This window comes from Marimonas arenosa (genome assembly GCF_030848945.1).
Lineage (GTDB): Bacteria > Pseudomonadota > Alphaproteobacteria > Rhodobacterales > Rhodobacteraceae > Marimonas > Marimonas arenosa.
On record NZ_JANHAX010000003.1, the window covers coordinates 271015 to 293952 of the forward strand.

Annotated in this window: 21 protein-coding genes; 7 read left to right on the forward strand and 14 right to left on the reverse strand. The window is 63.4% G+C overall.

Annotated features, from left to right (window positions below; all coding sequences use genetic code 11):
* Positions 1 to 18 precede the first annotated feature (18 nt).
* Together NO357_RS11435 and NO357_RS11440 are read right to left on the reverse strand one after the other, a co-directional pair.
* Entirely contained in the window at positions 19 to 516 is a 498-nt protein-coding gene (locus tag NO357_RS11435; RefSeq protein WP_306735804.1) for an anthrone oxygenase family protein, read from the reverse strand.
* A 20-nt stretch (positions 517 to 536) separates the two neighbouring features.
* Positions 537 to 1166: an NAD(P)-dependent oxidoreductase gene (locus tag NO357_RS11440; RefSeq protein WP_306735805.1), complete on the reverse strand. Its 630-nt coding sequence runs from the start codon at positions 1164 to 1166 to the stop codon at positions 537 to 539.
* Between the two features lie 85 nt (positions 1167 to 1251).
* Here NO357_RS11440 and NO357_RS11445 point away from each other — a divergent pair, with 85 nt between their 5' ends.
* Positions 1252 to 1842 (forward strand): TetR/AcrR family transcriptional regulator, encoded by a 591-nt coding sequence (locus tag NO357_RS11445; protein WP_306735806.1) that lies wholly within the window; start codon positions 1252 to 1254, stop codon positions 1840 to 1842.
* Between the two features lie 50 nt (positions 1843 to 1892).
* Here NO357_RS11445 and gyrB read toward each other — a convergent pair whose 3' ends face one another.
* Positions 1893 to 4310 (reverse strand): DNA topoisomerase (ATP-hydrolyzing) subunit B, encoded by a 2418-nt coding sequence (gene gyrB / locus NO357_RS11450; protein WP_306735807.1) that lies wholly within the window; start codon positions 4308 to 4310, stop codon positions 1893 to 1895.
* 186 nt (positions 4311 to 4496) lie between these two features.
* Between gyrB and NO357_RS11455 the strand changes: the two genes are divergently transcribed.
* Positions 4497 to 4853 carry a hypothetical protein gene (locus tag NO357_RS11455; RefSeq protein ID WP_306735808.1) on the forward strand — a complete coding sequence of 119 codons (357 nt, stop codon included), beginning with the start codon at positions 4497 to 4499 and terminating at the stop codon, positions 4851 to 4853.
* Between the two features lie 15 nt (positions 4854 to 4868).
* Here the strand turns inward: NO357_RS11455 and recF are convergent, their stop codons facing one another.
* The 4 genes from recF to rpsT all read right to left on the reverse strand — a co-directional run bounded on the left by recF (position 4869) and on the right by rpsT (position 9545).
* Positions 4869 to 5972 carry a DNA replication/repair protein RecF gene (gene recF / locus NO357_RS11460; RefSeq protein WP_306735809.1) on the reverse strand — a complete coding sequence of 368 codons (1104 nt, stop codon included), beginning with the start codon at positions 5970 to 5972 and terminating at the stop codon, positions 4869 to 4871.
* 118 nt (positions 5973 to 6090) lie between these two features.
* The gene (gene dnaN / locus NO357_RS11465) at positions 6091 to 7209 is read right to left on the reverse strand and encodes a DNA polymerase III subunit beta (RefSeq protein WP_306735810.1); all 1119 of its coding nucleotides are present in this window, start codon (positions 7207 to 7209) and stop codon (positions 6091 to 6093) included.
* 174 nt (positions 7210 to 7383) lie between these two features.
* Positions 7384 to 8763, reverse strand: coding sequence for a chromosomal replication initiator protein DnaA (gene dnaA / locus NO357_RS11470; protein ID WP_306735811.1), 1380 nt, complete (start codon positions 8761 to 8763; stop codon positions 7384 to 7386).
* 518 nt (positions 8764 to 9281) lie between these two features.
* Positions 9282 to 9545: a 30S ribosomal protein S20 gene (rpsT, locus tag NO357_RS11475; RefSeq protein WP_306735812.1), complete on the reverse strand. Its 264-nt coding sequence runs from the start codon at positions 9543 to 9545 to the stop codon at positions 9282 to 9284.
* Between the two features lie 271 nt (positions 9546 to 9816).
* Between rpsT and NO357_RS11480 the strand changes: the two genes are divergently transcribed.
* Positions 9817 to 10488 carry a hypothetical protein gene (locus tag NO357_RS11480; protein ID WP_306735813.1) on the forward strand — a complete coding sequence of 224 codons (672 nt, stop codon included), beginning with the start codon at positions 9817 to 9819 and terminating at the stop codon, positions 10486 to 10488.
* Here the strand turns inward: NO357_RS11480 and NO357_RS11485 are convergent.
* The 3 genes from NO357_RS11485 to mutM all read right to left on the reverse strand — a co-directional run bounded on the left by NO357_RS11485 (position 10459) and on the right by mutM (position 13276).
* Positions 10459 to 11187 carry a helix-turn-helix domain-containing protein gene (locus NO357_RS11485; protein WP_306735814.1) on the reverse strand — a complete coding sequence of 243 codons (729 nt, stop codon included), beginning with the start codon at positions 11185 to 11187 and terminating at the stop codon, positions 10459 to 10461. The two genes, NO357_RS11480 and NO357_RS11485, sit on opposite strands and share 30 nt — an antisense overlap.
* Positions 11188 to 11580: 393 nt before the next feature.
* On the reverse strand, positions 11581 to 12357 hold the full coding sequence (locus NO357_RS11490; RefSeq protein ID WP_306735815.1) for an enoyl-CoA hydratase: 777 nt from the start codon (positions 12355 to 12357) through the stop codon (positions 11581 to 11583).
* A 67-nt stretch (positions 12358 to 12424) separates the two neighbouring features.
* Positions 12425 to 13276: a bifunctional DNA-formamidopyrimidine glycosylase/DNA-(apurinic or apyrimidinic site) lyase gene (gene mutM, locus NO357_RS11495; RefSeq protein WP_306735816.1), complete on the reverse strand. Its 852-nt coding sequence runs from the start codon at positions 13274 to 13276 to the stop codon at positions 12425 to 12427.
* An 81-nt stretch (positions 13277 to 13357) separates the two neighbouring features.
* Between mutM and ubiE the strand changes: the two genes are divergently transcribed.
* The 4 genes from ubiE to NO357_RS11515 all read left to right on the forward strand — a co-directional run bounded on the left by ubiE (position 13358) and on the right by NO357_RS11515 (position 18626).
* The gene (gene ubiE, locus NO357_RS11500) at positions 13358 to 14101 is read left to right on the forward strand and encodes a bifunctional demethylmenaquinone methyltransferase/2-methoxy-6-polyprenyl-1,4-benzoquinol methylase UbiE (protein ID WP_306735817.1); all 744 of its coding nucleotides are present in this window, start codon (positions 13358 to 13360) and stop codon (positions 14099 to 14101) included.
* Positions 14098 to 15630 (forward strand): 2-polyprenylphenol 6-hydroxylase, encoded by a 1533-nt coding sequence (ubiB, locus tag NO357_RS11505; RefSeq protein ID WP_306735818.1) that lies wholly within the window; start codon positions 14098 to 14100, stop codon positions 15628 to 15630. The genes ubiE and ubiB overlap by 4 nt, the downstream gene beginning before the upstream one ends.
* A 132-nt stretch (positions 15631 to 15762) precedes the next feature.
* Positions 15763 to 17943: a YjbH domain-containing protein gene (locus NO357_RS11510; protein WP_306735819.1), complete on the forward strand. Its 2181-nt coding sequence runs from the start codon at positions 15763 to 15765 to the stop codon at positions 17941 to 17943.
* Positions 17940 to 18626: a YjbF family lipoprotein gene (locus NO357_RS11515; RefSeq protein ID WP_306735820.1), complete on the forward strand. Its 687-nt coding sequence runs from the start codon at positions 17940 to 17942 to the stop codon at positions 18624 to 18626. The genes NO357_RS11510 and NO357_RS11515 overlap by 4 nt, the downstream gene beginning before the upstream one ends.
* A gap of 131 nt (positions 18627 to 18757) precedes the next feature.
* Here NO357_RS11515 and NO357_RS11520 read toward each other — a convergent pair whose 3' ends face one another.
* The 4 genes from NO357_RS11520 to NO357_RS11535 form a co-directional block, all read right to left on the reverse strand.
* Positions 18758 to 18943, reverse strand: coding sequence for a hypothetical protein (locus NO357_RS11520; RefSeq protein WP_306735821.1), 186 nt, complete (start codon positions 18941 to 18943; stop codon positions 18758 to 18760).
* Between the two features lie 342 nt (positions 18944 to 19285).
* Complete coding sequence (locus tag NO357_RS11525) at positions 19286 to 20161, reverse strand: phosphotransferase family protein (RefSeq protein ID WP_306735822.1); 876 nt, start codon at positions 20159 to 20161, stop codon at positions 19286 to 19288.
* A gap of 134 nt (positions 20162 to 20295) precedes the next feature.
* The gene (locus NO357_RS11530; RefSeq protein ID WP_306735823.1) at positions 20296 to 20976 is read right to left on the reverse strand and encodes a flagellar hook capping FlgD N-terminal domain-containing protein; all 681 of its coding nucleotides are present in this window, start codon (positions 20974 to 20976) and stop codon (positions 20296 to 20298) included.
* Positions 20977 to 20997: 21 nt separating this feature from the next.
* Positions 20998 to 22830, reverse strand: a complete 1833-nt coding sequence (locus NO357_RS11535; RefSeq protein WP_306735824.1) for a flagellar hook-length control protein FliK — start codon at positions 22828 to 22830, stop codon at positions 20998 to 21000.
* Positions 22831 to 22938: the final 108 nt, after the last annotated feature.

Consider the following 22938-nt stretch of genomic DNA (forward strand, 5'->3'; position numbering starts at 1 on the left):
GTTGTCCGATCGAACAGGTCAGGCGGCAGGTGGTGCCGCCATGATGGCGGCAAGGTAGCAGAGCGCGGCGGCGGTTGCGGCAGCCGAGCGCAAGTGGTTCCACCGCGTCCAGTTTCGCAGGTAGGTTTGCCACAGGAAGAAGGCCGCAGCGCTGTCTGGGCGTTCGGCGTCAAGGGCCTTGTTCATCGGCACATTGATCCGAGCCGTGACCGCCATGACGCCGCCGAGATAGGCCATGGCGCCCACCACCAACCAGGCCGCGACGGGATCCGGGAGGAAGAGCAGACCAAGACCCGCGAGCCCGATCGACGCAAAGCTCATGCCTATGAGGAGGACCATGAATTGCGAGCGGTAGACCTCGCGGTTGATGATCTGCATCGTCTCGATCCCGGCAGCGGGCTGTGCCCGTCCCAGCGACCGCATGACGAAGTCGGAAAAGGTGAGGAAGACACCGGCTACAAGCCCCGAAGCGAGGGTGGCGGCAACGAGAAGGATCTGGATGAAGTCGTTCGACATGGTGACACCTGTTTTCAAGATCAGTTCGAGATCGCGACGGCGCGATGCAGGTCAGAGAGGTCGGTGACTTGCCGCTTGAGAAACTCGGCGATGTCGGCCCGCGAGATTTTCAAGTTCAATGCCCGTTCTTCAGGGCCGAAACCGCGTTTGAAGGTGCCGGTGGCCGGCCCGTCAGCGAAGGCCGACGGGCGCACGATGGTCCAGTCGAGACCGCTGGCGCGCACCAGGCTTTCCTGCAACTCGTGGTCGCGGTGCACCGGCCGCAGGAGCAGGCCGAACATGATGCGTTTCCAGAAAAAGTTCAGGTTATTCCAGCTTTCATGTGCCCCGAGCGTGGATTGGCAGACCAGCCGCCGCACGCCGTGCTGCTGCATCGCGCGGATGACGTTCAGCGTGCCTTGCGAGCGAATGTCGCTGCTGCGAGAGGCGCCCGCGCCGAGGGCGATCACGACCGCGTCCTGGCCTTCTGTGGCACGCGAGACTGCGTCGATGTCCCTTGCGTCGCCGGCCCAGGGATGCAGGCCGGTATGGTCCTGTTCCAAGGCGCCGGGCCGGCGGGCGAAAGCAGTGACTGTGTGGCCGTCGGCCAGCAAAGCGGCGACCGCGAGGCGGCCGATGCTGCCGGTGGCGCCGAAAACGATGACTTTCATGGTTTTCTCCTTTTCCTAAATCTTGGATCAAGAACTTGACACTGTGTAAAGTTGACAGCGTGTCAATTAAGGGTAACTTTACACCATGTCAAGTCAGAATCCGAACGCCCGCACCCGCATTCTCAACGCTGCATGGAACCTGCTGGAGAAGGGCGGCAGCAAAGTCCGCATGTCGGATATTGCCAAGGCGGCCGGGGTGAGCCGTCAAGCGGTCTACCTGCATTTCCCTTCGCGCGCCGAACTGCTGATCGAAACGACACGGCATATCGATGAGGCCAAGGCGGTCGACGACCGGCTCGCCCCGAGTCGCGCGGCGACAAACGGGCGCGAACGGCTTCAGTTGTTTGTCGAGGCCTGGGCCGGTCATATCCCCGAGATTTATGGCGTTGGCCGGGCGCTGATGGCGATGCAGGATAATGACGAAGAGGCGCGAAAGGCCTGGGGCGACCGCATGCAGGCGGTGCGCCATGGTTGCGCCGCCGCGGTATCTGCGCTTGCCGCCGATGGTGAGCTGCGTTCCGGACTCACCGAGGAGAAGGCGACCGATCTGCTTTGGACGTTGTTATCGGTTCGCAACTGGGAGCAATTGACTCTAGAGGCCGGCTGGTCGCAGGAAGAATACCTCACCGCACTGAAAGACCTGGCCTTTCGCGGACTGACGGACACCGCCGACTGACACGGGACATCCGCCCAAAGCAGGACACCGGTTCTGTGACGGACGATGCCTCAGAAGTCGAGATTTTCGACGCTGAGCGCGTTTTGCTGGATGAATTCCCGCCGGGGTTCGACCACGTCGCCCATCAGCTTGGTGAAGAGGTCGTCGGCCTCGACCATGTCGTCGATCTTGACCTGCAGCAGGGTGCGGGCATCGGGATCGAGCGTGGTTTCCCAGAGCTGATCCGGGTTCATCTCGCCCAGGCCCTTGTAGCGTTGCAGTGTGAGGCCTTTTTCACCCTCTTGCAGGATCGCCGCGAGCAGGTCGAGTGGTCCGTGGATGAGCTGCCCACGTTCCTTGCGGATGAGCGTTGCGGGCTGGTCATAGACCTCTTGCAGGGACTGGGTGAAGCTGCCTGTCTTGCGGGCTTCGCCCGAACGCAGCATCGGGCCGTCAAGCGTGCGGACCTCTTCCACGCCGCGCAGGATGCGGGCCAAGCGGATGCCGTGATCCTGCGTGATCCGGCCCTGCCAGCCGCGTTCGTATTCCAGCGCGATCTGGTCGAGCCGGGCCGCCACCTTGTCGGCCACGCCTTGCAGATCGGCATCGACCGCGCCCGGCACGAAGGCGCCGGCGATGGCGGCCTGTTCGAGGATGTGGCGCGGGTAATGCGTCGGGAAGGCCTCGAGCACACGTTTCAATTGACGCGCCTCGTCGACCACGCGGGCGAGGTCCTGACCGGCCATTTCCATGCCCGAGCCCAGTTTCAGTACCGCACCCTCGATGCCCTGCTGGATCAGGTAATCGTCCAGCGCGGCCTGGTCCTTGAGATAGACCTCGGACTTGCCGCGGGCGACTTTGTAAAGCGGCGGCTGGGCGATGTAGAGATAGCCGCCCTCGATCAGTTCGGGCATCTGTCGATAGAAGAAGGTCAGCAGCAGCGTGCGGATATGGGCGCCATCGACATCGGCGTCGGTCATGATGACGATCTTGTGGTATCTTAGCTTCTCGATGTTGAACTCGTCGCGGCCGATGCCGGTACCGAGCGCCATCACCAGGTTGCCGATCTCCTGGCTGGACAGCATCTTGTCGAAGCGGGCGCGTTCGACGTTCAGGATCTTGCCCCTGAGCGGCAGGATCGCCTGGGTGCGGCGGTCGCGGCCGGTCTGGGCCGAGCCGCCGGCGCTGTCGCCCTCGACCAGGAAGAGTTCGGTCTTGGAGGCGTCCTTTTCCGAACAATCCTTGAGCTTGCCGGCGAGGAAATTGACGTCCATCGCGGTCTTGCGGCGGGTCAGCTCGCGGGCCTTGCGGGCGGCTTCGCGCGCCAAGGCGGCTTCGATGATCTTGCCAACGATGATCTTGGCCTCGTTCGGGTTTTCCTCGAACCATTCGCCGAGTTTTTCGCCCACGAGGTTTTCGACCGCGGGGCGGACCTCGGAACTGACCAGTTTGTCCTTGGTCTGCGAGCTGAACTTGGGATCGGGAACCTTGACGGAAAGCACACAGGAGAGGCCCTCGCGGGCGTCGTCACCGGTGAAGTTGACCTTTTCCTTCTTGGCGATGCCGCTTTCCTGGGCGTATTTGCCGATGGTGCGGGTCAGCGCGGCGCGGAAGCCCGCCATATGGGTACCGCCGTCGCGCTGGGGAATGTTGTTGGTAAAGGGCAGCACGGTTTCGTGGTAGCTGTCGTTCCACCACATTGCGACCTCTACGCCGATATCGTCACGTTCGCCTTTGACATAGATCGGTTCGGGCATCATCGGGGTTTTGTGGCGGTCGATATACTTGACGAATTCCTTGACGCCGCCTTCGTAGATCAGCTCGGTTTCCAGCGGCTCGGCCGGGCGTTCGTCGCGCAGGATGATGCGGACACCGGAATTGAGGAAGGCCAGCTCGCGCAGGCGCTTTTCCAGGATCTCGAAGCTGTAGTCGAGGTTCGAGAACGTGTCGGTCGAGGCGAGGAAGCGCACCTCGGTGCCCTTCTTGCCGTTCGCGTCGCCGACGACGCGCAGATGCTCGGAGGTTTCGCCATGTTCGAACTTGGCGAAATGTTCCTTGCCGTCGCGCCAGATCCTGAGCTCAAGCCAGACCGAGAGCGCATTGACCACCGACACGCCGACGCCATGCAGGCCTCCCGAGACCTTGTAGGAGTTGCTGTCGAATTTTCCGCCCGCGTGCAACTGGGTCATGATGACCTCGGCGGCCGAGACGCCCTCTTCTCGATGAATGTCGACGGGGATGCCGCGGCCGTTGTCGGAGACCGACACGGAACTGTCAGCGTGGATCGTTACCGAAACGTGGTCGGCGTGGCCGGCCAGGGCCTCGTCGATGCCGTTGTCGACGACCTCGTAGACCATGTGGTGCAGCCCGGAGCCATCGTCGGTATCGCCGATATACATTCCGGGGCGCTTGCGGACGGCCTCCAAGCCCTTGAGAACCTTGATGGATTCGGCCCCGTATTCGGGGTTTTTCTGCTCGTTGTCTGACATGGCCTGAAGTTCTTTGTTTTTCCTATGATTTTATACATTTTCCGGGGAGGTTTGTCACGCGAAGACACTATATTTTGTGGTTTTTCGGGTCTCTGGATTGGACCGGAAATTCCTCGTCTTTGCCCCAATCTGTCCCAAACTTTCGGCGAGGTTCGAACGCAACGAGTATCAAGAGGGAGCAGCCCCGTGAGTAAGGCCATTCAGGCGGCGATGAGCCAGGAACAGTTTCCCGAAAGCGCGCGGGTTCGTCCGCCGGCACCCGAGGCGGAGGTGCGGATGAGCCCAACCGAGAAGATCGGCAGCCGCTGGCGGGTGCGCGAGGATGCGCTGTGGAACCCGTTCGAGGTGATATCCAACATGCTGTGGATCGTGTTCGGCTTCGGCTTTTTCATGGGGCGGAGCCACTATGCCTTCGTTGCCGAGCTGTTTGCGCCTGTCTTCGTGCTGGGTTTTGCCGTGCTGCTGGGGCAGGCAACGCTGCGCCGGCGCGCGGGCGAGGCGGGGGTGATGGTGGTGATGCGCCGGCGCCTTGGGCTCGGTTGACCCTGCGCGCTGCCGCTATGCGCGGGGATGTGTGTCGGACTCACCGTTGCTTTCGGTGACTTCGAGATACTGCGCGCGGGAACCCAGCTCGGCGAAAAGTTCTGGGCCGGTGCCGGTCATCCAAGCCTGGGCGCCGAGGGCGCAGATCTCGTCGTAGAGGGCGGCGCGGCGGGTGGCGTCGAGATGGGCGGCGACCTCGTCAAGAAGCAGCAACGGCGGTGCGCCGAACTCCTGCGCCAATGCCCGGGCGTTGGCAAGGATCAGCGACACCAGCAGCGCCTTCTGTTCGCCGGTTGAGCAATCGCGGGCGGCCACGTTCTTAGCGGCGTATACGCCGTAGAGGTCGGTCCGATGCGGGCCGATCAGGGCGCGGCCGGCATGCAAATCGCGCGGCCGCGAGTCGGCGAGGGCGGCGAGCAGGTCGTCCTCGGTTGCGGGCATCTCGCCTTCGGATTGCTGCAGCGCCAGCGTCGCCGTGGGAAAGGCGGTCTCAGCCCGGGCCTGGGCGGTGGCCAACAGGTCGAGCGCGGCGCGGCGGTGGGCGTGGATGGCGGCGCCCGTTTCGGCCATCTGGCGTTCAAGCGCGGCATACCAGTGGGCGTCGCGAACCATGTCTTTGAGGAGCTGGTTGCGCTGGCGCATGGCCTTGTCATAGGCGAGCGACGCCTCGGCGTGGTCGGGGAAGAAGCTGAGCGTCATCCGGTCGAGGAAGCGGCGGCGGCCTTCGGCGCCTTCGAGCCAGAGCCGGTCCATCGCCGGGATCAGCCAGAGCACGCGGGCGATACGGGCCAGCGCGGTCTGCGGCGCGGGCTTGCCGTCGATCCTGACCTGGCGGGCAGCGCCCGCATCCGACCAGATTTCGATTTCATGGAGTTGGTGCAACGAGCGCAAGACGCCGGTGACCTTCCAGCCGAGCGCCTCGGGCCGGCGGGCCATGTCCCGCGCGCTGGCGCGGCGCAGGCCGCGGCCGGGAGAGAACAGAGAGACGGCTTCGAGAATGTTGGTCTTGCCGGCGCCGTTGGGCCCGAAGATAGCGATGGGGCGGGTATCGACGGTGATTTCGGCCCGTTTATGCGAGCGGAAATGCGACAGGGTGAGATGGGTGAGGGCGAGGGTCATGTTTGCGCCCCGATGTGCCTGTTGAAAGGGCAGGAGCGAGGGGACAGCCCCTCGCGCTCCCCGGAGTATTTTCGGCAAGATGAAGGGGTCGGGGTGGTTGCGGGGGGCGACGTGCGGGTCACACCCGCATCGGCATGACGACATAGACGGCGGAGGTGTCGTTGCCTTCGCGCATCAAGGTCGGATCGCCCGAGGAGTTGAACAGGAAGACGGCGTTTTCGCGGTCGACCTGAGAGGCGATCTCGAGCAAGTACTTGGCGTTGAAGCCGATATCGAGCCGTTCGTCACCATAGGCCACGGCGAGTTCTTCCTCGGCGGCGCCACTGTCGGGGGCGTTGACCGAGAGCGTGAGCTTGTCCTCGTCGAGCGACAGTTTCACGGCGCGCGAGCGTTCCGAGGAGACGGTGGCGACGCGATCGACGGCCTGGGCGAATTCGGCTGCGTCGACCTCGAGCCGGCGGGTGTTGCCGGTGGGGATGACCCGGGTGTAATCGGGGAAGGTGCCATCGATCACCTTGGAGGTGAGCGTGATGTCGGGGGTGGCGAAGCGGACCTTGGTCTCTGAAACCGAGACGGCGATCTGGGTGTCGTCGTCATCGAGCAGCTTGCGCAACTCGCCCACCGTCTTGCGCGGCACGATCACGCCGGGCATGTCGGACGCGCCTTCGGGCAGATCGGCGTCGATCCGGGCCAGGCGGTGACCATCGGTGGCCACGCATCTGAGCACCTTGCCGCCATCCGCCTCGGAGACGTGCATGTAGACGCCGTTCAGGTAATACCTTGTTTCTTCGGTGGAAATCGCGAATTTCGACTTGTCGAACAGACGCCGGAGCACCGCCGCAGGGGCCGAGAAATTCGAGCTGTATTCCGAGCTTGCCATCACCGGGAAATCTTCCTTCGGCAGGGTGGCGAGGTTGAAATGCGAGCGCCCCGCCTCGACCGAGAGGCGACCGGCCGCGCCGTCGTCGGTGAGGGTGACCAGTGCGCCGTCGGGCAGCTTTCGCACGATCTCGTGCAGGGTGACGGCGGAGACGGTGGTGGCCCCGGCACGTTCGACCTGGGCCGGGGCCTTGTCGACCACCTCGATATCGAGGTCGGTGGCGCGGAAATGCACGTCGGATCCTTCGGCCTCGATCAGCACGTTGGCGAGGATCGGGATCGTATTGCGCCGCTCGACGACCGATTGTGCTTGCGCGACAGCCTTCAACAGCGCGCCGCGTTCAATGCTGAATTTCATGCCCTCACTCCGTATCCGCATGGCCGGGATCGAAACCCTAGCGGGTTCGCCCGTGTACGCAAGGTTTTAATGGTGTTTTCAGGGTTTGCAGGATCGAGGTCAAGGCAGTGATTTCGCCCTTTGGGATGGTCTCGCTCTGCCTCCGCGAGACGGTCCGAAAGGGGGACGCGTGGTTCAGGCCTCAAGCGCGCGGCGCAGAAGCTCGATATCTTCTTCGATCTGGGCGTCCTGCATCCGCAACTCTTCGATCCGCCGCACCCCGTGCATGACGGTGGTGTGATCACGTCCGCCGAAACGACGGCCGATCTCGGGCAGTGATCGCGAGGTCAGCTGCTTGCAGAGATACATCGCCACCTGACGCGGGCGCGCAAAGCTGCGCACGCGTTTGGGTCCGATCATGTCCGAGAGGCGGATGTTGTAGTGCTCGGAGACCTTTTTCTGGATCTCCTCGATCGAGATCTTGCGGTCCGAGGCGCGGAGAATATCGGCCAGGCAGTCCTGGGCCAGTTCCAGCGTGATTTCGCGGCCGACCAGCGAGGCGAAAGCGAAGAGCCTTGTCAGCGCGCCTTCGAGCACCCGGACATTGGTGGAGATCCGGTGGGCGAGGAATTCGAGCACGCCGTCGGCCAGCTCAAGCTCGGGATACTGGGCCTTCTGGGCGACGACTTTCGACTGCAGGATGCCGAGGCGCAGTTCGTAATCGGTCGGGTGCAGGTCGACGACGAGGCCGCATTGCAGGCGGCTCTTGATCCGGTTCTCGAGATCCTTGATCTCGCCCGGGGCGCGGTCGGCAGAGATCACGATCTGGCGGTTCTGGTCGACCAGGGCGTTGAAGGTGTGGAAGAATTCCTCCTGGGTGGAATCCTTGCCGGCGATGAACTGCACGTCGTCGACCATCAGCACGTCGACGGCGCGGAAAATTTCCTTGAAGTCCATCATCTTGCGGTCGCGCAGGGCCTGCACGAAGCGGTACATGAACTGTTCCGCCGAGAGGTAGAGCACGTTGAGATGCGGGTGCCGGGTTCTGAGCTCGTGCGCGATGGCGTGCATCAGGTGGGTCTTGCCCAGGCCGACACCGCCATAGAGAAACAGCGGGTTGAAGGTGACGGGGCCGCCCTCGGCGACGCGCTTGGCCGCGGCGTGGGCCAGCTCGTTCGGTTTGCCGACGACGAAGCTGTCGAAGGTGAAGCGCGGATCGAGCGGGGCGGCAGGCAGGAGATCGTCACGGGCGGCCGCGGGGGCCGCCGCGGCGGGACGTGTCGGTGCGGCGATAGCCGGCTTCTGCGGGGCAGGGCGCGTTGAATTGGCAGGATGGGCCGGCACCTGAAACCTGATGCGGCGGACATCGGCGCCGACGGCCGTCATCTGGTAGAGCAGCATGTCGCCGAAATTCTGGCGAACATAGTTTCCGAGGAAGCTGGTGGGCACGTGAAGCGTCGCGACGCCATCGGTGAGTTCGGCAAACTCGAGCGGCTCGATCCAGGTCCTGAAGTTGTTTCTCCCGATGGTTTCGAGAAGAGCCTTCTGAACCTGCCCCCATTGTTCCTGCGTCATCTGATCCCCGATTCGCTACACTGTCCCAAAATGTCGGCAATCTGTCCGCATCCAGGCGCCACCCCGGACGAGAGCGAACCACTCGGGTCAGACCAAAGGACACCGTCGCACCGCTTGCGCAATGCACGAAATCGCCGCCCCGGCCGATCATTGCGGTTTGCATCGGTCTGCCAGGTTTTGCCGGGACTCCCCAGAACCCGGCCTGCAGGCCAACGCCACCGCGACGTCTTGAATTTGGACAAGTCGAAAACAGATATCCGATCCCCCCAACCCCGACCGACCCTTTTTCAAGGGCCGGCAGATGCCGGAAGAAGGCTTGTCCCCCCAAGTCGATGTGACTCGCAGGATCGAAATTAGCAACAGCCCTGCGGACGGTTCAACGAAACTTCGTTCTTGACTCGGATTTTTCCGACAGAGAATCTGAGAAGCCATTCAAAGCCAAGGAAATAAGGGCTCGAACGCGAAAAGAGGCGTTGCCGGGACAACGCCTCTTCCGGATCGAAACGGGAAGAATCGGTTTAGCCGAGTGCCTTCACCCGGGCCGACAGGCGCGACATTTTGCGCGCGGCAGTGTTCTTGTGGAAGATGCCTTTGTTGACACCACGCATCAGTTCGGGCTGAGCCGCACGCAGCGCGGTGGCGGCGGCGTCCTTGTCGCCCGAGGCGATGGCTTCTTCTACGCGGCGCAGGAAGGTACGGATGCGCGAACGGCGCGCTTTGTTGACGGCAGCGCGGCGTTCGTTCTGACGCGCGCGTTTTTTAGCCTGGGGCGAGTTTGCCATGGGTGTGGCCCTTTCACATTCGGTTCGTTTCACTTCAATCGCGCAAATGCCCGAACGGGTCCCCGGGGCCGGGGCTGTCTCTTGCCGAAGCGGGCATCACGCGCATGTCTGGCGCGGTTGATACGGATTTTCGCGCGGAATGCAACGGCAAACGGTGGCCGAGTCATTTTTGCAGCATCGGCAAGGGCAATTTCGGACGCGTCGGGGTTGCGCTGGAAATCCGAGCCGCCGCTGTGATAGCCGGGTCTCGGGCAAGTGACCGGGGCTGTGGATGATACAAAACGACCTTCTCGTCCAATCGGCAAAGATCCTGAAGACGCTGAACGAGCTGGGTTATGATTGCCTGGCGGAAGATGACTTCGATACAATCCCGGAGAAGGTTTTCGACTTCGGCAAGCCGTTTCAGAGCCCGCCCTTCGACGTTTTGCGCAACGATTTCACCCGCGGCCAGGCTTTCTGGGCCTTCCTGATGAAGGATGGCGAACGCGTGGGCGGTCTGGCGGCGCAATGCCAGGATCTCAGGGGTGAGCCGTTCGACCAATACCTGATCCGCACGGCGCGAGGACAGTACGGGGGCGGCCAGGCCGCGATCGAATGGGTGTCGCCGGCGGCGACTGCCGTAATGAACGGCAAGCTGATCTATGTCGGCGAACTCTATTTCTCGGACCGGGCGCGGGGCAGTCGGCGGGTGCTGACCGCTTTTGCCCGACTGTGCATGATCCTGGTAAAGATGACCTGGCCGGATCTCGACTGGATCTATGCTTTCGTTCCCCGAGAGCAGCAGCGCTTTGCCGATTACTATGCTTTTACCTACAAGCTGCCGCAGGCGGTGCGGTGGGCCGACCCCGAACCGAGGGGACGGGCGTCGGACCACTTCCTGGTCGGCATCCCGACACGGGATATCGAGCATGTCCTAGCGTGTGGAGAATTGAGCAAGTTTTGAGAACAGAAGCGTGAGTTTCTGTCCGTCCGGGGTGGTGACCGGGGCCAGCAGCCGCCGGTAGGTGCCCTTGATGCGAGCGCCGTCGATGACTTCGTCAATCATTACATCGGCCACGGAGTAACGCTTGTTGGCCACGTCGCGATGGGCGACGAGCAGGCGGTTGAGGAAGTCGCGATTGAAGCGGCCGACGACCTCGTTGTAATCGTCGGTGTCCAGAAGCCGGAAATAGCGCGCCGCGAGGCTTTGTGACCCGATCCGGTAGGGGCGGAGCATGGTGTCGCCCTTCTTCACCGGATAGAACAGGTCGACCCGTTCGATCAGCCAGTCGTGTTTGATCAGCATGCTGTCATGGGCGATCAGCCAGTCGAGCACGTCCTCGACGCCGATCTGGTATCCCCAGTCGGCCAGCGCCGCGACCTGGCGTTCGAGCAGGTTGGAGAGCGCCCGTGCCGCCCGTGCCTGAAGCAGCGTGGCTTCTTCGTCGGGTTCAATCCGGACGGCGGGTTCGTGGCTGGAGAAATAGCCGAGCGGAAGGTTCAGCGCGGCTGACAGCTTGTCGATGGTGGAAAACGGAATCTCGCGTTCGTTGGCGATCTGTGAGTGCAGGGTGGAATAGCGCAGGTCGGCGAGCGTGCAGGCCCGCGCCAGGGAAACGCCCCTCGCCTTGCAGGCTTTCAGAATGTTGTCGCCCACGCTCATCTAAAATATCTACATATGTGTATTCCGTTCAAAGAGCTTTGACACATGCATAGCTCGTGGTCAACTGGCGGTAGTAAAAGCGTTTTTGGTACGATTGGAGCGAGTTTGAGAAACAATGAGTTAGAAGACCGCGTTAATGAGTTGATGGCGGAAACGGACCCGCAAAAACGGGTTGCCTTGTCCCGCCGACTCAGATCGGACGTTTGGGATTTGTTGAACGAGGACGAGTTAAGGAAGCTGAGCCGGAGCGGGATCGACGTTTCAGAACTGCGCGGAAATCTCCGCCTGGTTAAGTAACAAGTCTTTTTCTTTTTACGATTGGAAACGCCCGGTCCTCTTTGGGGGCCGGGCGTTGCTTTGTCGGTCGGCGACGGAAGTCGGCAGCGCCGCGGGTCAGCGGTCGCGGAACTGCGCCTCGCGTTTTTCCATGAACGCGGCCATGCCTTCCTTCTGGTCTTCGGTGGCAAACAGCGAGTGGAAGACGCGGCGCTCGAACAGCAGGCCCTCGCGCAGGGTGGTCTCGTACGAGCGGTTGACGGCTTCCTTGACGGCCATGACGGTGATCATCGACTTCTCGGCGATCTTGGCGGCGGCGCCCATCGCCTCTTCCATCAGTTTCTTGGCCGGCACCACGCGGCTGACCAGCCCTGCACGCTCGGCCTCTTCGGCGTCCATGAAGCGGCCGGTCAGGTTCATGTCCATCGCCTTGGACTTGCCGATGTAACGGGTCAGGCGCTGGGTGCCGCCGAGGCCCGCCATGACGCCGAGGTTGATCTCGGGCTGGCCGAACTTGGCGGTGTCGGCGGCGATGATGAAATCGCACTGCATCGCCAGTTCGCAGCCGCCGCCGAGCGCATAGCCCGCCACGGCTGCGATGATCGGCTTGCGCACCCGCAGCATGGTTTCGGTTTCCGGCGTGAACAGGTCCTCGGTGAAGACGTCGGTGAAGCTCTTCTCGCTCATCATCTTGATGTCGGCGCCGGCAGCGAAGGCCTTTTCCGAGCCGGTCAGCACGATGCAGCGCACGCGTTCGTTTTCCTGGGCCTCGGTCATCGCCTGGGCCAGTTCGACAAGCAACTGGCTATTGAGGGCGTTGAGTGCGTCGGGGCGGTTCAGTCGGATGAGGCAGATGTGGTCTTCTACGTCGACGATGATCGTCTCATAGGCCATGTGTCAGGTCGCTTTCGGCTGTTTCGCTGAGAGTCGATTCCTTACCACTGTCGCCGGGCGGATCAAGCTATCTTTGACATTGCGGACAGTAGAAAGATGAGCGTCCCGCCTGCACAGTGCGGCGAATCGTGCCGGTGCAGCCGGGGCTGCGGCAGGGTTGACCTTCGCGGTCGTAGACATCGAAATTGTGCTGGAAATAACCGAGTTCACCGCTGGCCTGGCGGAAATCCCTTAGGCTGGAGCCACCGGCCTCGATGGCCTCTTGCAGGACATCTCGGATGATCGGGACAAGGCTGGCGACGCGGGCGGCCGAGATGCGCCCGGCCTTGCGGGTCGGCGCAATATGGGCGCGGAACAGTGCCTCGCAGACATAGATATTGCCAAGGCCCGCAACGATGCGCTGGTCGAGCAGCGCCGACTTTATGGGTGTGTTTTTTCCCTTCAGCGCTGCGATCAGGTAGGCCTCGTCAAAGCTGTTGCCCAGCGGTTCGGGGCCGAGCTTGGTCAGCAGCGGGTGCGTGTCGGCTTGGGTCGTGGGGACGAGATCCATCGCGCCGAACCGGCGGGGGTCGTTGAAGGTGATCCGAGCGCCGTTTTCCATGTCGAGGATGACGTGATCGTGTTTCTCGAACTTAGGGTGGTCATGGACAAATTGCCCCAGCGGGTCGCCCGAGACGGTCATCCGGCCGGACATGCCAAGATGGATCAGCAGCGTTTCGCCCCCATCGAGATCAGCGAGGATGTATTTCGAGCGGCGGCGGAGGTGGAGCACTTTCCGCCCGGTGAGGCGTTTTGCGAAGCCCTTCGGGAAGGGCCAGCGCAGGCCATCGCGGTTGACCGTGGCGCGGGCGATCACCTGACCCTCCATCGAGGGCACCAGGCCGCGGCGGACGGTTTCAACCTCGGGGAGTTCGGGCATCGGGGCTCGCAGGTATTGCGGCGCATTGTGCGCAGTGTCGGGCCCGTATAAGAGGGGGCGGACAGCGTGAAGGCAAGCCAAATGACCGAAAAGACCACGCATTTCGGATTTCAGGATATCCCGGAGGCCGAGAAGGCCGGGCGGGTGCAGGGGGTGTTCGGGTCGGTCGCCTCGAAATACGATGTGATGAACGATGTCATGTCGATGGGCATTCATCGCATCTGGAAGGATGCGATGATGGATTGGCTGGCGCCGCGACCGGGGCAGACGCTGCTCGATGTCGCGGGCGGCACCGGGGACATCTCGTTTCGCTTTCTGAAGCGCGCAGGGCATGGGCATGCCACGGTGCTCGACCTGACCGAGCCGATGCTGGTCGAAGGGCGCAAGCGGGCGGAAGCGGCGAGCATGGCCGACAGCCTCGATTGGGTGGTAGGCGACGCGATGGCGCTGCCGTTTGCCGACAACAGTTTCGACGTCTACACGATCAGCTTTGGCATTCGGAACGTGACGCGTCCGCAGGAGGCTTTGAGCGAGGCGTTCCGGGTGCTGAAGCCCGGCGGGCGACTGATGGTGCTGGAGTTTTCCCAGATCCCCAATGAGATGATGCAGAAGGTCTATGACCTCTATTCCTTCAACATCATCCCTCAGATGGGCAAGGTGATCGCGAATGACCGCGACAGTTATCAGTACCTGGTTGAATCCATTCGCAAGTTTCCCGATCAGGAGACCTTCCTGCAGATGGTGAAGGACGCGGGGTTCGAACAGGCGAAGTACCGCAACCTGACGATGGGCATTGCCTGTCTGCATTCGGGCTGGAAGCTTTGAGAGGGCCGCATAACGTCATACGGCTCATTCGCACCGGCGCGACACTGGAGCGGACCGGGGCGATGAAGGTGATCCTGGATGCCTATGACGCGCCGCGGCTGATGCGGATGGTGCTGCGCGGGCTGGTGTGGCCGTTCCAGTGGCTGGGCGAGAAGGGCGACACGTCGATGCCGCCGGCCACGCGGGCGCTGACCGCGCTGGGGCCGGCCTATATCAAGTTCGGCCAGGTGCTGAGCACACGGCCCGACGTGGTGGGCGATGATCTGGCCGTGCAACTGCGGGTGCTGCAAGACAAGCTGCCGCCGTTTCCGACCGAGATCGCCAAGGCCAGCGTGCGCGAGGCACTGGACCTGCCGGTGAGCGAGGTGTTCGACGAGTTCAGCGAGCCGGTCGCGGCGGCGTCGATCGCGCAGGTGCATCGCGCAAGGTTGAAAGACACGGGCGAAGCGGTGGCTGTGAAAGTGCTACGGCCCGGGATCGAGCGGGCGTTTCAACGCGACGTGGACGCGTTTTACTTTGCTGCCGACATGATCGAGTTTCTCAGCCCGGCGTCACGTCGGCTGAAACCGCGCGACGTGATCGCCCATTTCGAAGGTGTGGTGAAGGGCGAGCTGGATTTGCGGCTGGAAAGCGCCTCGGCCAGCGAGTTTGCTGCCAATACCGCGAATGATGCGGGCTTTCGCCTGCCGGATGTGAAATGGGCATTTTCCGCGCGCCGGGTGATGACGATGGGCTGGGCCGAGGGCGTGCCGCTGGGCGACAACGCCGCGCTGGATGCCGCGGGCCATGATCGCCGGGCGCTGGGCGAGCGGGTGCTGCAGCTGTTCCTGAGCCACGCGTTGCGCGACGGGTTTTTCCACGCCGACATGCATCAGGGCAACCTGAAGGTGGCCGCCAATGGCGACATCATCGCCTATGATTTCGGCATCATGGGCTATATCGACGAGTATACCCGCCGGGTCTATGCCGAGATCCTGTTCGGCTTTATCCAGCGCGATTACAAGCGCGTGGCCGAGGTGCATTTCGAGGCTGGTTACGTGCCTGGCGACCGCGATGTGGACGAGTTTGCCCGGGCGTTGCGGGCCGTGGGCGAGCCCATCTTCGGGATGGATGCGAGCCAGATCTCGATGGGGCGACTTCTGAGCTATCTTTTTGAAGTCACGGAACGTTTCGGGATGGAGACGCGAACCGAGCTGATCTTGCTGCAACGCACCATGGTTGTGGTGGAAGGCGTGGCGCGGTCGCTGAGCCCGCATCTCAACATCTGGGAAGTCGCCAAGCCGATCGTCGAGGACTATATCAAGCAGTCGATCGGGCCACGGGCTGTGCTGCGCGACCTGACGAAAACCGCCCGGGTGCTGGCCCGGTTCGGGCCGCGCCTGCCCGGCATGGTCGAGGCGATGCTGATCCGGCAGAGCGAGCTGGATACCCCGCAGAAGAAATCAAAACCCCAGCTCTGGTGGGTCCTGTGGTTGCTGGTTGGCGTCTTACTTGGTGGTGGAGCGGGGCTGCTGTTTGCCGCAGTGTGACGCCGCCGGGTCACCGGGCGGTTGGCAGGAACTGGCAATTTTGTGACAATAGAAGAACGTCGGCGGCGCGTCGCCGATATCTCAACTGTTCAATGCCAACGCTTTTACCTAAAGTGTGGATGAGGACATCGAGTGGCAGGACACGAAAAAATGCGGGTGCGCTATTCAGCAGCGATGATCGGGACTCTCGCCCTGGTGCCGGTAACGGCAACCCCTGAGAGCCTGGTGACATCGTCGAAAAACATGTACGGCACGCCAGGCGGGCTGATCGACATGCCGACGGCCGAGATGGCGCCGGATGGCGAACTGGCGACGACGGTTTCGCATTCAGGGAACACGACCAAGACCACGCTCACCTTCCAGGTGATGCCGCGGTTGACTGGTTCATTCCGATACTCGGCGCTGTCCGACTACCGGCCGGACCGGGGCCTGCCGACGGCGTATCCGAACGCGACATATTACGACCGCAGTTTCGACCTGCGCTATCAGCTGATCGAGGAAGGCCAGTACCGCCCGGGCGTCGCTGTCGGGTTGCGCGATCTCATCGGCACCGGGCTTTATTCCGGTGAATACGTCGTGGCGACCAAGACCATTGGTTCACGCCTGCGGGTAACCGGTGGGGTCGGCTGGGGCCGGCTGGGCAGCTATAACAGCTTTACCACCATGGGCACGCGGCCGTCGGACACCATCGGGTCTGGCGGGATTCCGACCTATGACCGCTGGTTCCGCGGGCCGGTCGCGGCCTTCGGCGGGGTGAGTTTTCAGGCCAATGACCGGCTGAGCTTCAAGGCTGAGTATTCCTCGGATGCCTATGTGGAAGAAACGGGCGGCGGGCAGGACCCGGGTGCCAACCTTCTAACCCGCAAGAGCCCGTGGAACTTCGGGTTCGACTACCAGGTGAACCGCGCCGTCAGCGTCGGGGCCTATTACATGCACGGATCGACCTTCGGGGTGAAGGTGTCGCTGGCAACGGATCTCAAAGGCGCGCCGGTGCCCGGGGGGCAGGAGACGGCGCCGCTGCCGGTCGCCGTGCGGCCGAAGTTCTCGGCCCGCGACCTGGGCTGGACGGTGGAGCCGGGCAAGACCGACGCGGTGCAGAAAGATGTCGCCGGGGCCATGGCAAAGGAAGGTATGGTTCTGGAAGGCATGAAGCTGGAAGGCAACCGGGTGCGCGTGGTGTTGCGCAACCCACGCTATGATATCGAAGCGCAGGGCTTTGGAAGGGCGGCGCGGGTTCTGACGCGGAACCTGCCGGACTCGGTTGAAGAATTCACCATCGTTCAGACCTACAAGGGCATGCCGACCGGCGCCGTGACGATGACGCGCAGCGATGTCGAGGCGCTGGAAAACGCACCGGCCGGGAACATGCTGTCTCGCGTGGCCTTCAGCGGCGGCGCCGGGGCGTGGGACGGGATCAACCCGGTTCCGGGCACCTATCCGCGGCTGTCCTGGAGCCTCGGACCCTTTGCCAAGCTGAGCGTGTTCGACCCCGACAACCCGGTGAAGGCCGATGCGGGGCTGATGCTGAAGGGTGACTATCATATCGCGCCGGGCTGGGTGGCTTCGGGAGCAGTCAGCGTGAAGCTGGTCGGCAACCTCGATGCGGCGCCGTCGGGACGCACGGGTGCGGGGCCGGGCACGTTGCCGCCTGTGCGGTCGGACTCACGGCTGTACGCGATGGGCAACGATCCAAAGATCGAATACCTGACGCTGGCGCATTACGGGCGCCTGGGCGAGGATTGGTATAGCCGGGTGACAGCGGGTTATCTCGAACCGATGTATGGCGGTGTCTCGGGCGAGGTGTTGTGGAAACCCACCTCGAGCCGGCTCGCCATCGGCGCCGAGGTGAACGTCGTGCGGCCGCGGGACTACGACATGCTGTTCGGGTTGCGCAGTCCGGTGACCCCGATGGGACGGATTCCCGAGGTCAACGGCCATGTCTCGGCCTATTACGATTTCGGCAACGGCTTTCACGGGCAGCTCGACATGGGCCGCTATCTGGCCGGCGACTGGGGGGCGACCGTGGCGTTGGATCGCGAGTTCGGCAATGGCTGGCGCGTGGGAGCCTATGTGACCAAGACCAATGTGTCGTCGGCGGCTTTCGGCGAGGGCTCGTTTGACAAGGGCATTCGCATCACCCTGCCGCTGAGCTGGTCGATCGGCACTCCCTCGAAGAAGAAGAACGACGTGGTGATCCAGTCGCTGACCCGGAATGGTGGGGCGCGCGTGAGCGTGAATGGGCGACTCTACGAGGCGGTGCGCAGCACGCATCAGACGGACGTGGCGAAGACCTGGGGGAGGTTCTGGAGATGACGGTGCTTCGGAAGATTGCCCGGCTGGCCGCGCTGGCCGCTGTCGCAGCGCTGGCCGGCTGTGGCAACGAGACCGACCAGGGGCTGGTGTACAAGTCGGTGCTGCAGGGCCTGTCGCAGAACTCGGGTCAGACCATGTCTGCGATGGCTCCGGAGCAGACCGCGGCGGCGGTTCAGGCGTCGCTGGCGCAGACCGATCTGCCGCTGGCGCTGGCAGTGGTGGAGAAGCGGCAGGCGACGGCCATTCTGGCCAATATCGAGACCAACGGGGCCTACCGGACCTGGGGCACCTCGGACCGGCGCACCGTGACCACGGCGCAGGGATTGGTGACCGCGACGCGCGGGCTGGGCAATGACATCATGTCGTCGTCCGTCAGCCAGGTTGCCGCGCTGGTCACCGGGCGCAAGGCCGGGACCGGCCGGCGTGTGATGCGCTATCTTGACGGTGAGAACCACACGGTCGAGATCGCGTCGGATTGCCGGATCGCGCGGGGCGGCCAGAAACGAGTGAGCAGCGGCACGATCCAGAACGTGTTGGTGACCGAGATGTCGGAAATCTGCAGCATGTCCGGTGGGAAGAGCTTTTCCAACAGCTATCTCGTGGACGGCCGTGGCCGCGTGCTGGCGTCGCGGCAGTGGCTGGGAGAGGCCAACGGATATATCGCGCTTCAACTGCTGAGATAGGTGCAGCGACACGGGGCGTCCTGCTCCCGCTGCTCCCGAGCCACAGTCTGAACGGCGCAAAGCGAAAGCGGCGGCCCGAGGACCGCCGCTTTGCATTTTTCGTTCGATCCGGTGCGAAACCGGAACGAAAATCAGGTGCCGTTCGATGCGGCGACCAGAACGACCACGGAGACGAGGCCGGCAATTGCCATGCCGGCACCGGCACCCAGGGCGCCCTGAGTCGAGACAAACGGATCATTCTTGGTTTCTGCGGCAACCGGTGCAGCGGTTGCTGCGGCCAGAGCAGCAGCTGCTGCCAAGGTCGAAAGCTTCTTCATAATTCTCTCCAAACCACAGTTAAGCCGACCGAAATCGGCGCGACCAAGGGCAATATTGCATAGATCCTACGCCGTTGGAACAGAAATTGGTGGAAATGCAGCGCGATCAGGGGGCTGCTCGATCTTTGCGCAGAGACCATGTAAAATATTGAAATCAAAAAATAAAACACAAAAGGATTATGGGGCGCCCGATCCCGCGCGCAGGAATGGCTCGCAGTTGTTGCTGGGCTGCAACAAATGGCGCGCGGACCCTGGCAGGAGACATGATCGGGTAGAGATTTACCCTTGTGTAACAGTCGGTTCAAACGGCCAGGGTGGGATTCAAGATGATGAACGTGGATTTCAACCCACGAGACAAGCCAGTTCCAGATCGAACTCGGTATGGTCGTCGATGCTGCCGCGTATACTTCGCCACAGACAATAGGCCGCCATCCGCCAGTGAAACCACGACGCCAGCGACCGGTAACGGGCGACCGTGGCGGGTGCGCCGTAGGCGTCTAGGAAGCGCTCGGTTTCGGCTCGAGTCAGCGGCGCGCCCCGGTAGGCTTGTTGCATGGCGGGGGAAAGGAAGACGGCCAGGTCATGCACCGGATCGCCGCGGGCCGGGCATTGCCAGTCGATCAGTGTGACGCCGGCGGGACCGCAGACGAGATTGCCCGGCACCACGTCGCCATGCAGCAGAGCGGTTAGGCCCGAGGGCGGCACCACACCGCGTGGGGCATGGCGGCGCAGGTTTTTGGCGGCGTCGGCGGGGCAGCGGGCGAGGATATCGTCGGTCTGGCGGGCCAGCGCGGCGCTGCCGTCGGGCGCCGTGGGCAAACCGGTGGGCGGCGGCAGAGCATGCAGCCGGGCCAGGGTTTCCGCCACCGGTACGGGATCGTGGCGCCAGGTCGTTCCCGCGACATAGCGATAGATCAGCACTGGCCCCAGCGGAGTGGTCACGGCGGCTTCTGGTTGTGGCGCCAGCCCGGTCTCGGCGAGGTGGGACAGCACTCGGGCTTCGGCCCCGGGATCATTGCCGAAAAGCGGGTTGTCGCCGCGGTCGGTGTAGAGTTTCACGACCAGGGTTCCAGATACAGTCTCGACGCGCCATAGCCGGTTGGTGCGCCCTCCGGAGAGCGGGATCAGACGGCTTCGTATTGGCAGAACGCCGCGCGAGATCAGGTCGCCTTGCAGCGTGGCAGTTGCGTGGCGGTCGGCCTGGGGGTTGGGCAGCATCGTCAGCGGCTTTCGCAGGTCGTTGCCCCGGCAAAGCGGCACCGGGGCGTTTCTGCGGGTTACGCGAGCCGTAACAGATTTTCAACCCGGCCGGTGCCGCAAGCGGTGGGGCGTTTGCCTGGCGGACGTTGGAGTTAGGTGGGGTTGCGCAGGGCAATCACGTCGGAGGCGAAGACCTGTACCCTGCCATCGAGCACCAGGATCAGGTTGCCGTCGATATTCTGCGCCTCGCTGACCATGGCATAATGCTCGACCGGGGTGGTGCCGAGCAGTGACCCGTTGGCGTGGTTTTCGACTTCGAACATGTAGCTGCCGTCGGGCAATGGATTGCCGAAGCCATCTGCCCCCGCCCAGGTGATCTCTGCCCCGTCGAGACCGATCTGCGTGCGGTTGATCTCGGTACCGGTTGCGTCGCGTACGACCAGCCAGGCCTCGTCGGCCAGGATCGCCGGCAGCGGTGAGAGAGTAATCGGGGCGCCATCGAAATGGACCGGGGCGGCCGTGCGAGCCTCCATCCCAACCCAGCCGGCAAGCTCGCTGATGCCGGATTGGGACATCTGCGCGATCAAGCCGGTCAGCAGGTCGTTGGTCTGAACCTGCTGTTCGACCGAGGAGAAGGTGGCAAGCTGCACCGCGTAGTCCGAACTGTCGATCGGGTTCAGCGGATCCTGGTTGGTGATCTGCGCGGTGAGCATTTCCAGAAAGGTCTGGAAATCCGAGCTGATCAGGCGGTTGCCGGCCGCGGCTGACGCGGTGGCATTTTGAGTTGCGGCCGCGGCGGCGGCGGAGGGTGCGAAGGGAATGGGAGCGGGCATATGTCGGGCCTTTCGTTTCTGTCAGAGGCGCAGGTCGAGGCTGCCGGTGTCGCGAGTGGAGGTCAGGTGGGAGGCGATCGTGTCGGTATCGATGCCGGGCTCGTCAGGGGCGTGGTTGAAACCTAGCGTCGTTGCATCTTCGCGGTCGGGCGAGGCTTGCGGGTGCCGGCCGTCTTGGCTGGCGGTCCCAAAGGAAAACCGGATGTCGCTGAACCCGAGGTCTTGGAACTCGTTTTCGAGTTGCGCGATATGGCGACGCAACAAATCGAGCGTGTCCCCGCGTTCGGCTTGAAGGGAGACGGTGATCACGCCCTCTCCCTGAACCAGCATGAACCGAACCCGGCCGAGCTCTTCTGGGTTGAGGACCAGTTCGACGGGGCGATCTCTTGCGTGCGGCGCCGCCGTGGCGAGTTGCTGCGCGATATGGCGGGTGAGGGTTGATCCGGATGCGGGGCCATGGCCCACCGTGCCAATCATCGGGTTCGGGGTGGCCGGCACGATTTGTCCGGGATCGCTTGAACCCAGTGCGGCCAGTGGGGCGTCCGAACGGTTACTGCCAGTCGCCGCCGTTGCCGCGTCCGTGCCGGTTATCATGGGTGGGACGGTCCGGCTCGGGGCGACAACGTGCGTTCGGGAACGCGCAAGATACGGGGACGTGATCCGGACCGGCATCGGCATGAAATCGTTGCCGGGCGTGGTCGCGGGTGACTGCAGGTTCTGCGGCGTGACCCTGGGGGGTGTTTCCGGCGCCGGAACGGTGGTGACGGCCGACGCTGGCGGCGGCGTCGGTGGAACGCGGTGGAAGTGCGGCGGCAGCTGGATTGCGACCTGAGTTTGCGGCGCGATCGCGAACGCGGGTTGGGGGCCTGCCGGCGGGACCTGGCGTTCGGACGACGACTGGATCGTCGTCGGGGCGGCCTGGTCTCTGGCGGTGGTTGCTGACCAAGGAGGTGTTACCGCGACCGCCGGCATAGGTGGCCGCGGCAGAGTACCCGGCAGGTTTGGCGGCCGCACCGGACTCTGGTTCTGCGCGGCGGCGCGGCCGTCCAACGGCGGATCTGTGGTTCCTCGATCTGCTGCGGCGGTCTGCGGGGCGATATCGGCCGCGTGGATCGGTAAAATGGTTCGGGATTGGCTGTGGGCCAAAAGCCGGGGGTCGATCCGGGAAGTCTCAGGTGCAAGGGTCGGCATGGCGGTCTGCACGGACGCCCCCATGTCAGCTTTCCCTATGGTTCCTGTAGGCTCCGGTGCCGTAGGCGGCGTTGTGCCGGACCGGGGCGGAAGCAGTTCAGCGACGCTGGCCGATGCAGGGCGAGGCTCCTGAAGCATGGGACGGGGACTATGAGCGGGCCCGGGACGCGCGCTGCCAATGGCATCGGTCAGCCGAGGATGCGGGATAGGCGTGTCCGAGGGCGTCACGGGCAGCGATGCCGCGGCCGCCACCATGCCGAAAGCGCCCTGCTGCGACGCGTACTGGGACAACGGGGCCGCTTCGGACGCATCCGGCGTTCGCCCGAGGACGGCCGGATGCGACTTGCCGGGATCGTGTGAAAGGATCTGGAGCACACGATCGATCAGTTCGGCTTGACCCTGGCCGTCGGTGGCAAGCACGGCGGCGAGGTGGCGCGCCACGTCGTCGGGCAGGGATGACAGAAGCGCAGCCAAATCGGGAGCGTTGCGATCGGATAGGTCATCGGGCGCGTCCGGCGTGTCAGGTTGCGGAGCAGTCGATGCTTCGGACAACAGCGCGGAGAAGATTTCTGCGAAGACCGCCTCACCCTTTTGCGCCGCCACCGGGGTGACCGGCGCCAATGCCCCTTCCGGCAGGATACGGGCAGGAACGGACTGGATCATGTTTGCTGCCATGGCGACCTCGGGATTTCTTCCGGTTGCCGGCAGTATCCACAGACCCGGTTACCGGTTCTTTACCGATATCTGTGCAGAGTCCGGAAAGTCCTTTGA

What these genes read in the sequence shown, in the direction of transcription:
- gyrB (WP_306735807.1), bottom strand. Translation starts at nt 4,310, where the DNA reads ATGTCAGACAACGAGCAGAAAAACCCCGAATACGGGGCCGAATCCATC.
- NO357_RS11445 (WP_306735806.1), top strand. Translation starts at nt 1,252, where the DNA reads ATGTCAAGTCAGAATCCGAACGCCCGCACCCGCATTCTCAACGCTGCA.
- dnaN (WP_306735810.1), bottom strand. Translation starts at nt 7,209, where the DNA reads ATGAAATTCAGCATTGAACGCGGCGCGCTGTTGAAGGCTGTCGCGCAA.
- NO357_RS11520 (WP_306735821.1), bottom strand. Translation starts at nt 18,943, where the DNA reads ATGAAGAAGCTTTCGACCTTGGCAGCAGCTGCTGCTCTGGCCGCAGCA.
- NO357_RS11435 (WP_306735804.1), bottom strand. Translation starts at nt 516, where the DNA reads ATGTCGAACGACTTCATCCAGATCCTTCTCGTTGCCGCCACCCTCGCT.
- NO357_RS11485 (WP_306735814.1), bottom strand. Translation starts at nt 11,187, where the DNA reads ATGAGCGTGGGCGACAACATTCTGAAAGCCTGCAAGGCGAGGGGCGTT.
- NO357_RS11530 (WP_306735823.1), bottom strand. Translation starts at nt 20,976, where the DNA reads ATGCCCGCTCCCATTCCCTTCGCACCCTCCGCCGCCGCCGCGGCCGCA.
- recF (WP_306735809.1), bottom strand. Translation starts at nt 5,972, where the DNA reads ATGACCCTCGCCCTCACCCATCTCACCCTGTCGCATTTCCGCTCGCAT.
- ubiE (WP_306735817.1), top strand. Translation starts at nt 13,358, where the DNA reads ATGACCGAAAAGACCACGCATTTCGGATTTCAGGATATCCCGGAGGCC.
- NO357_RS11480 (WP_306735813.1), top strand. Translation starts at nt 9,817, where the DNA reads ATGATACAAAACGACCTTCTCGTCCAATCGGCAAAGATCCTGAAGACG.
- NO357_RS11440 (WP_306735805.1), bottom strand. Translation starts at nt 1,166, where the DNA reads ATGAAAGTCATCGTTTTCGGCGCCACCGGCAGCATCGGCCGCCTCGCG.
- NO357_RS11535 (WP_306735824.1), bottom strand. Translation starts at nt 22,830, where the DNA reads ATGATCCAGTCCGTTCCTGCCCGTATCCTGCCGGAAGGGGCATTGGCG.
- NO357_RS11515 (WP_306735820.1), top strand. Translation starts at nt 17,940, where the DNA reads ATGACGGTGCTTCGGAAGATTGCCCGGCTGGCCGCGCTGGCCGCTGTC.
- NO357_RS11490 (WP_306735815.1), bottom strand. Translation starts at nt 12,357, where the DNA reads ATGGCCTATGAGACGATCATCGTCGACGTAGAAGACCACATCTGCCTC.
- rpsT (WP_306735812.1), bottom strand. Translation starts at nt 9,545, where the DNA reads ATGGCAAACTCGCCCCAGGCTAAAAAACGCGCGCGTCAGAACGAACGC.
- mutM (WP_306735816.1), bottom strand. Translation starts at nt 13,276, where the DNA reads ATGCCCGAACTCCCCGAGGTTGAAACCGTCCGCCGCGGCCTGGTGCCC.
- NO357_RS11525 (WP_306735822.1), bottom strand. Translation starts at nt 20,161, where the DNA reads ATGCTGCCCAACCCCCAGGCCGACCGCCACGCAACTGCCACGCTGCAA.
- dnaA (WP_306735811.1), bottom strand. Translation starts at nt 8,763, where the DNA reads ATGACGCAGGAACAATGGGGGCAGGTTCAGAAGGCTCTTCTCGAAACC.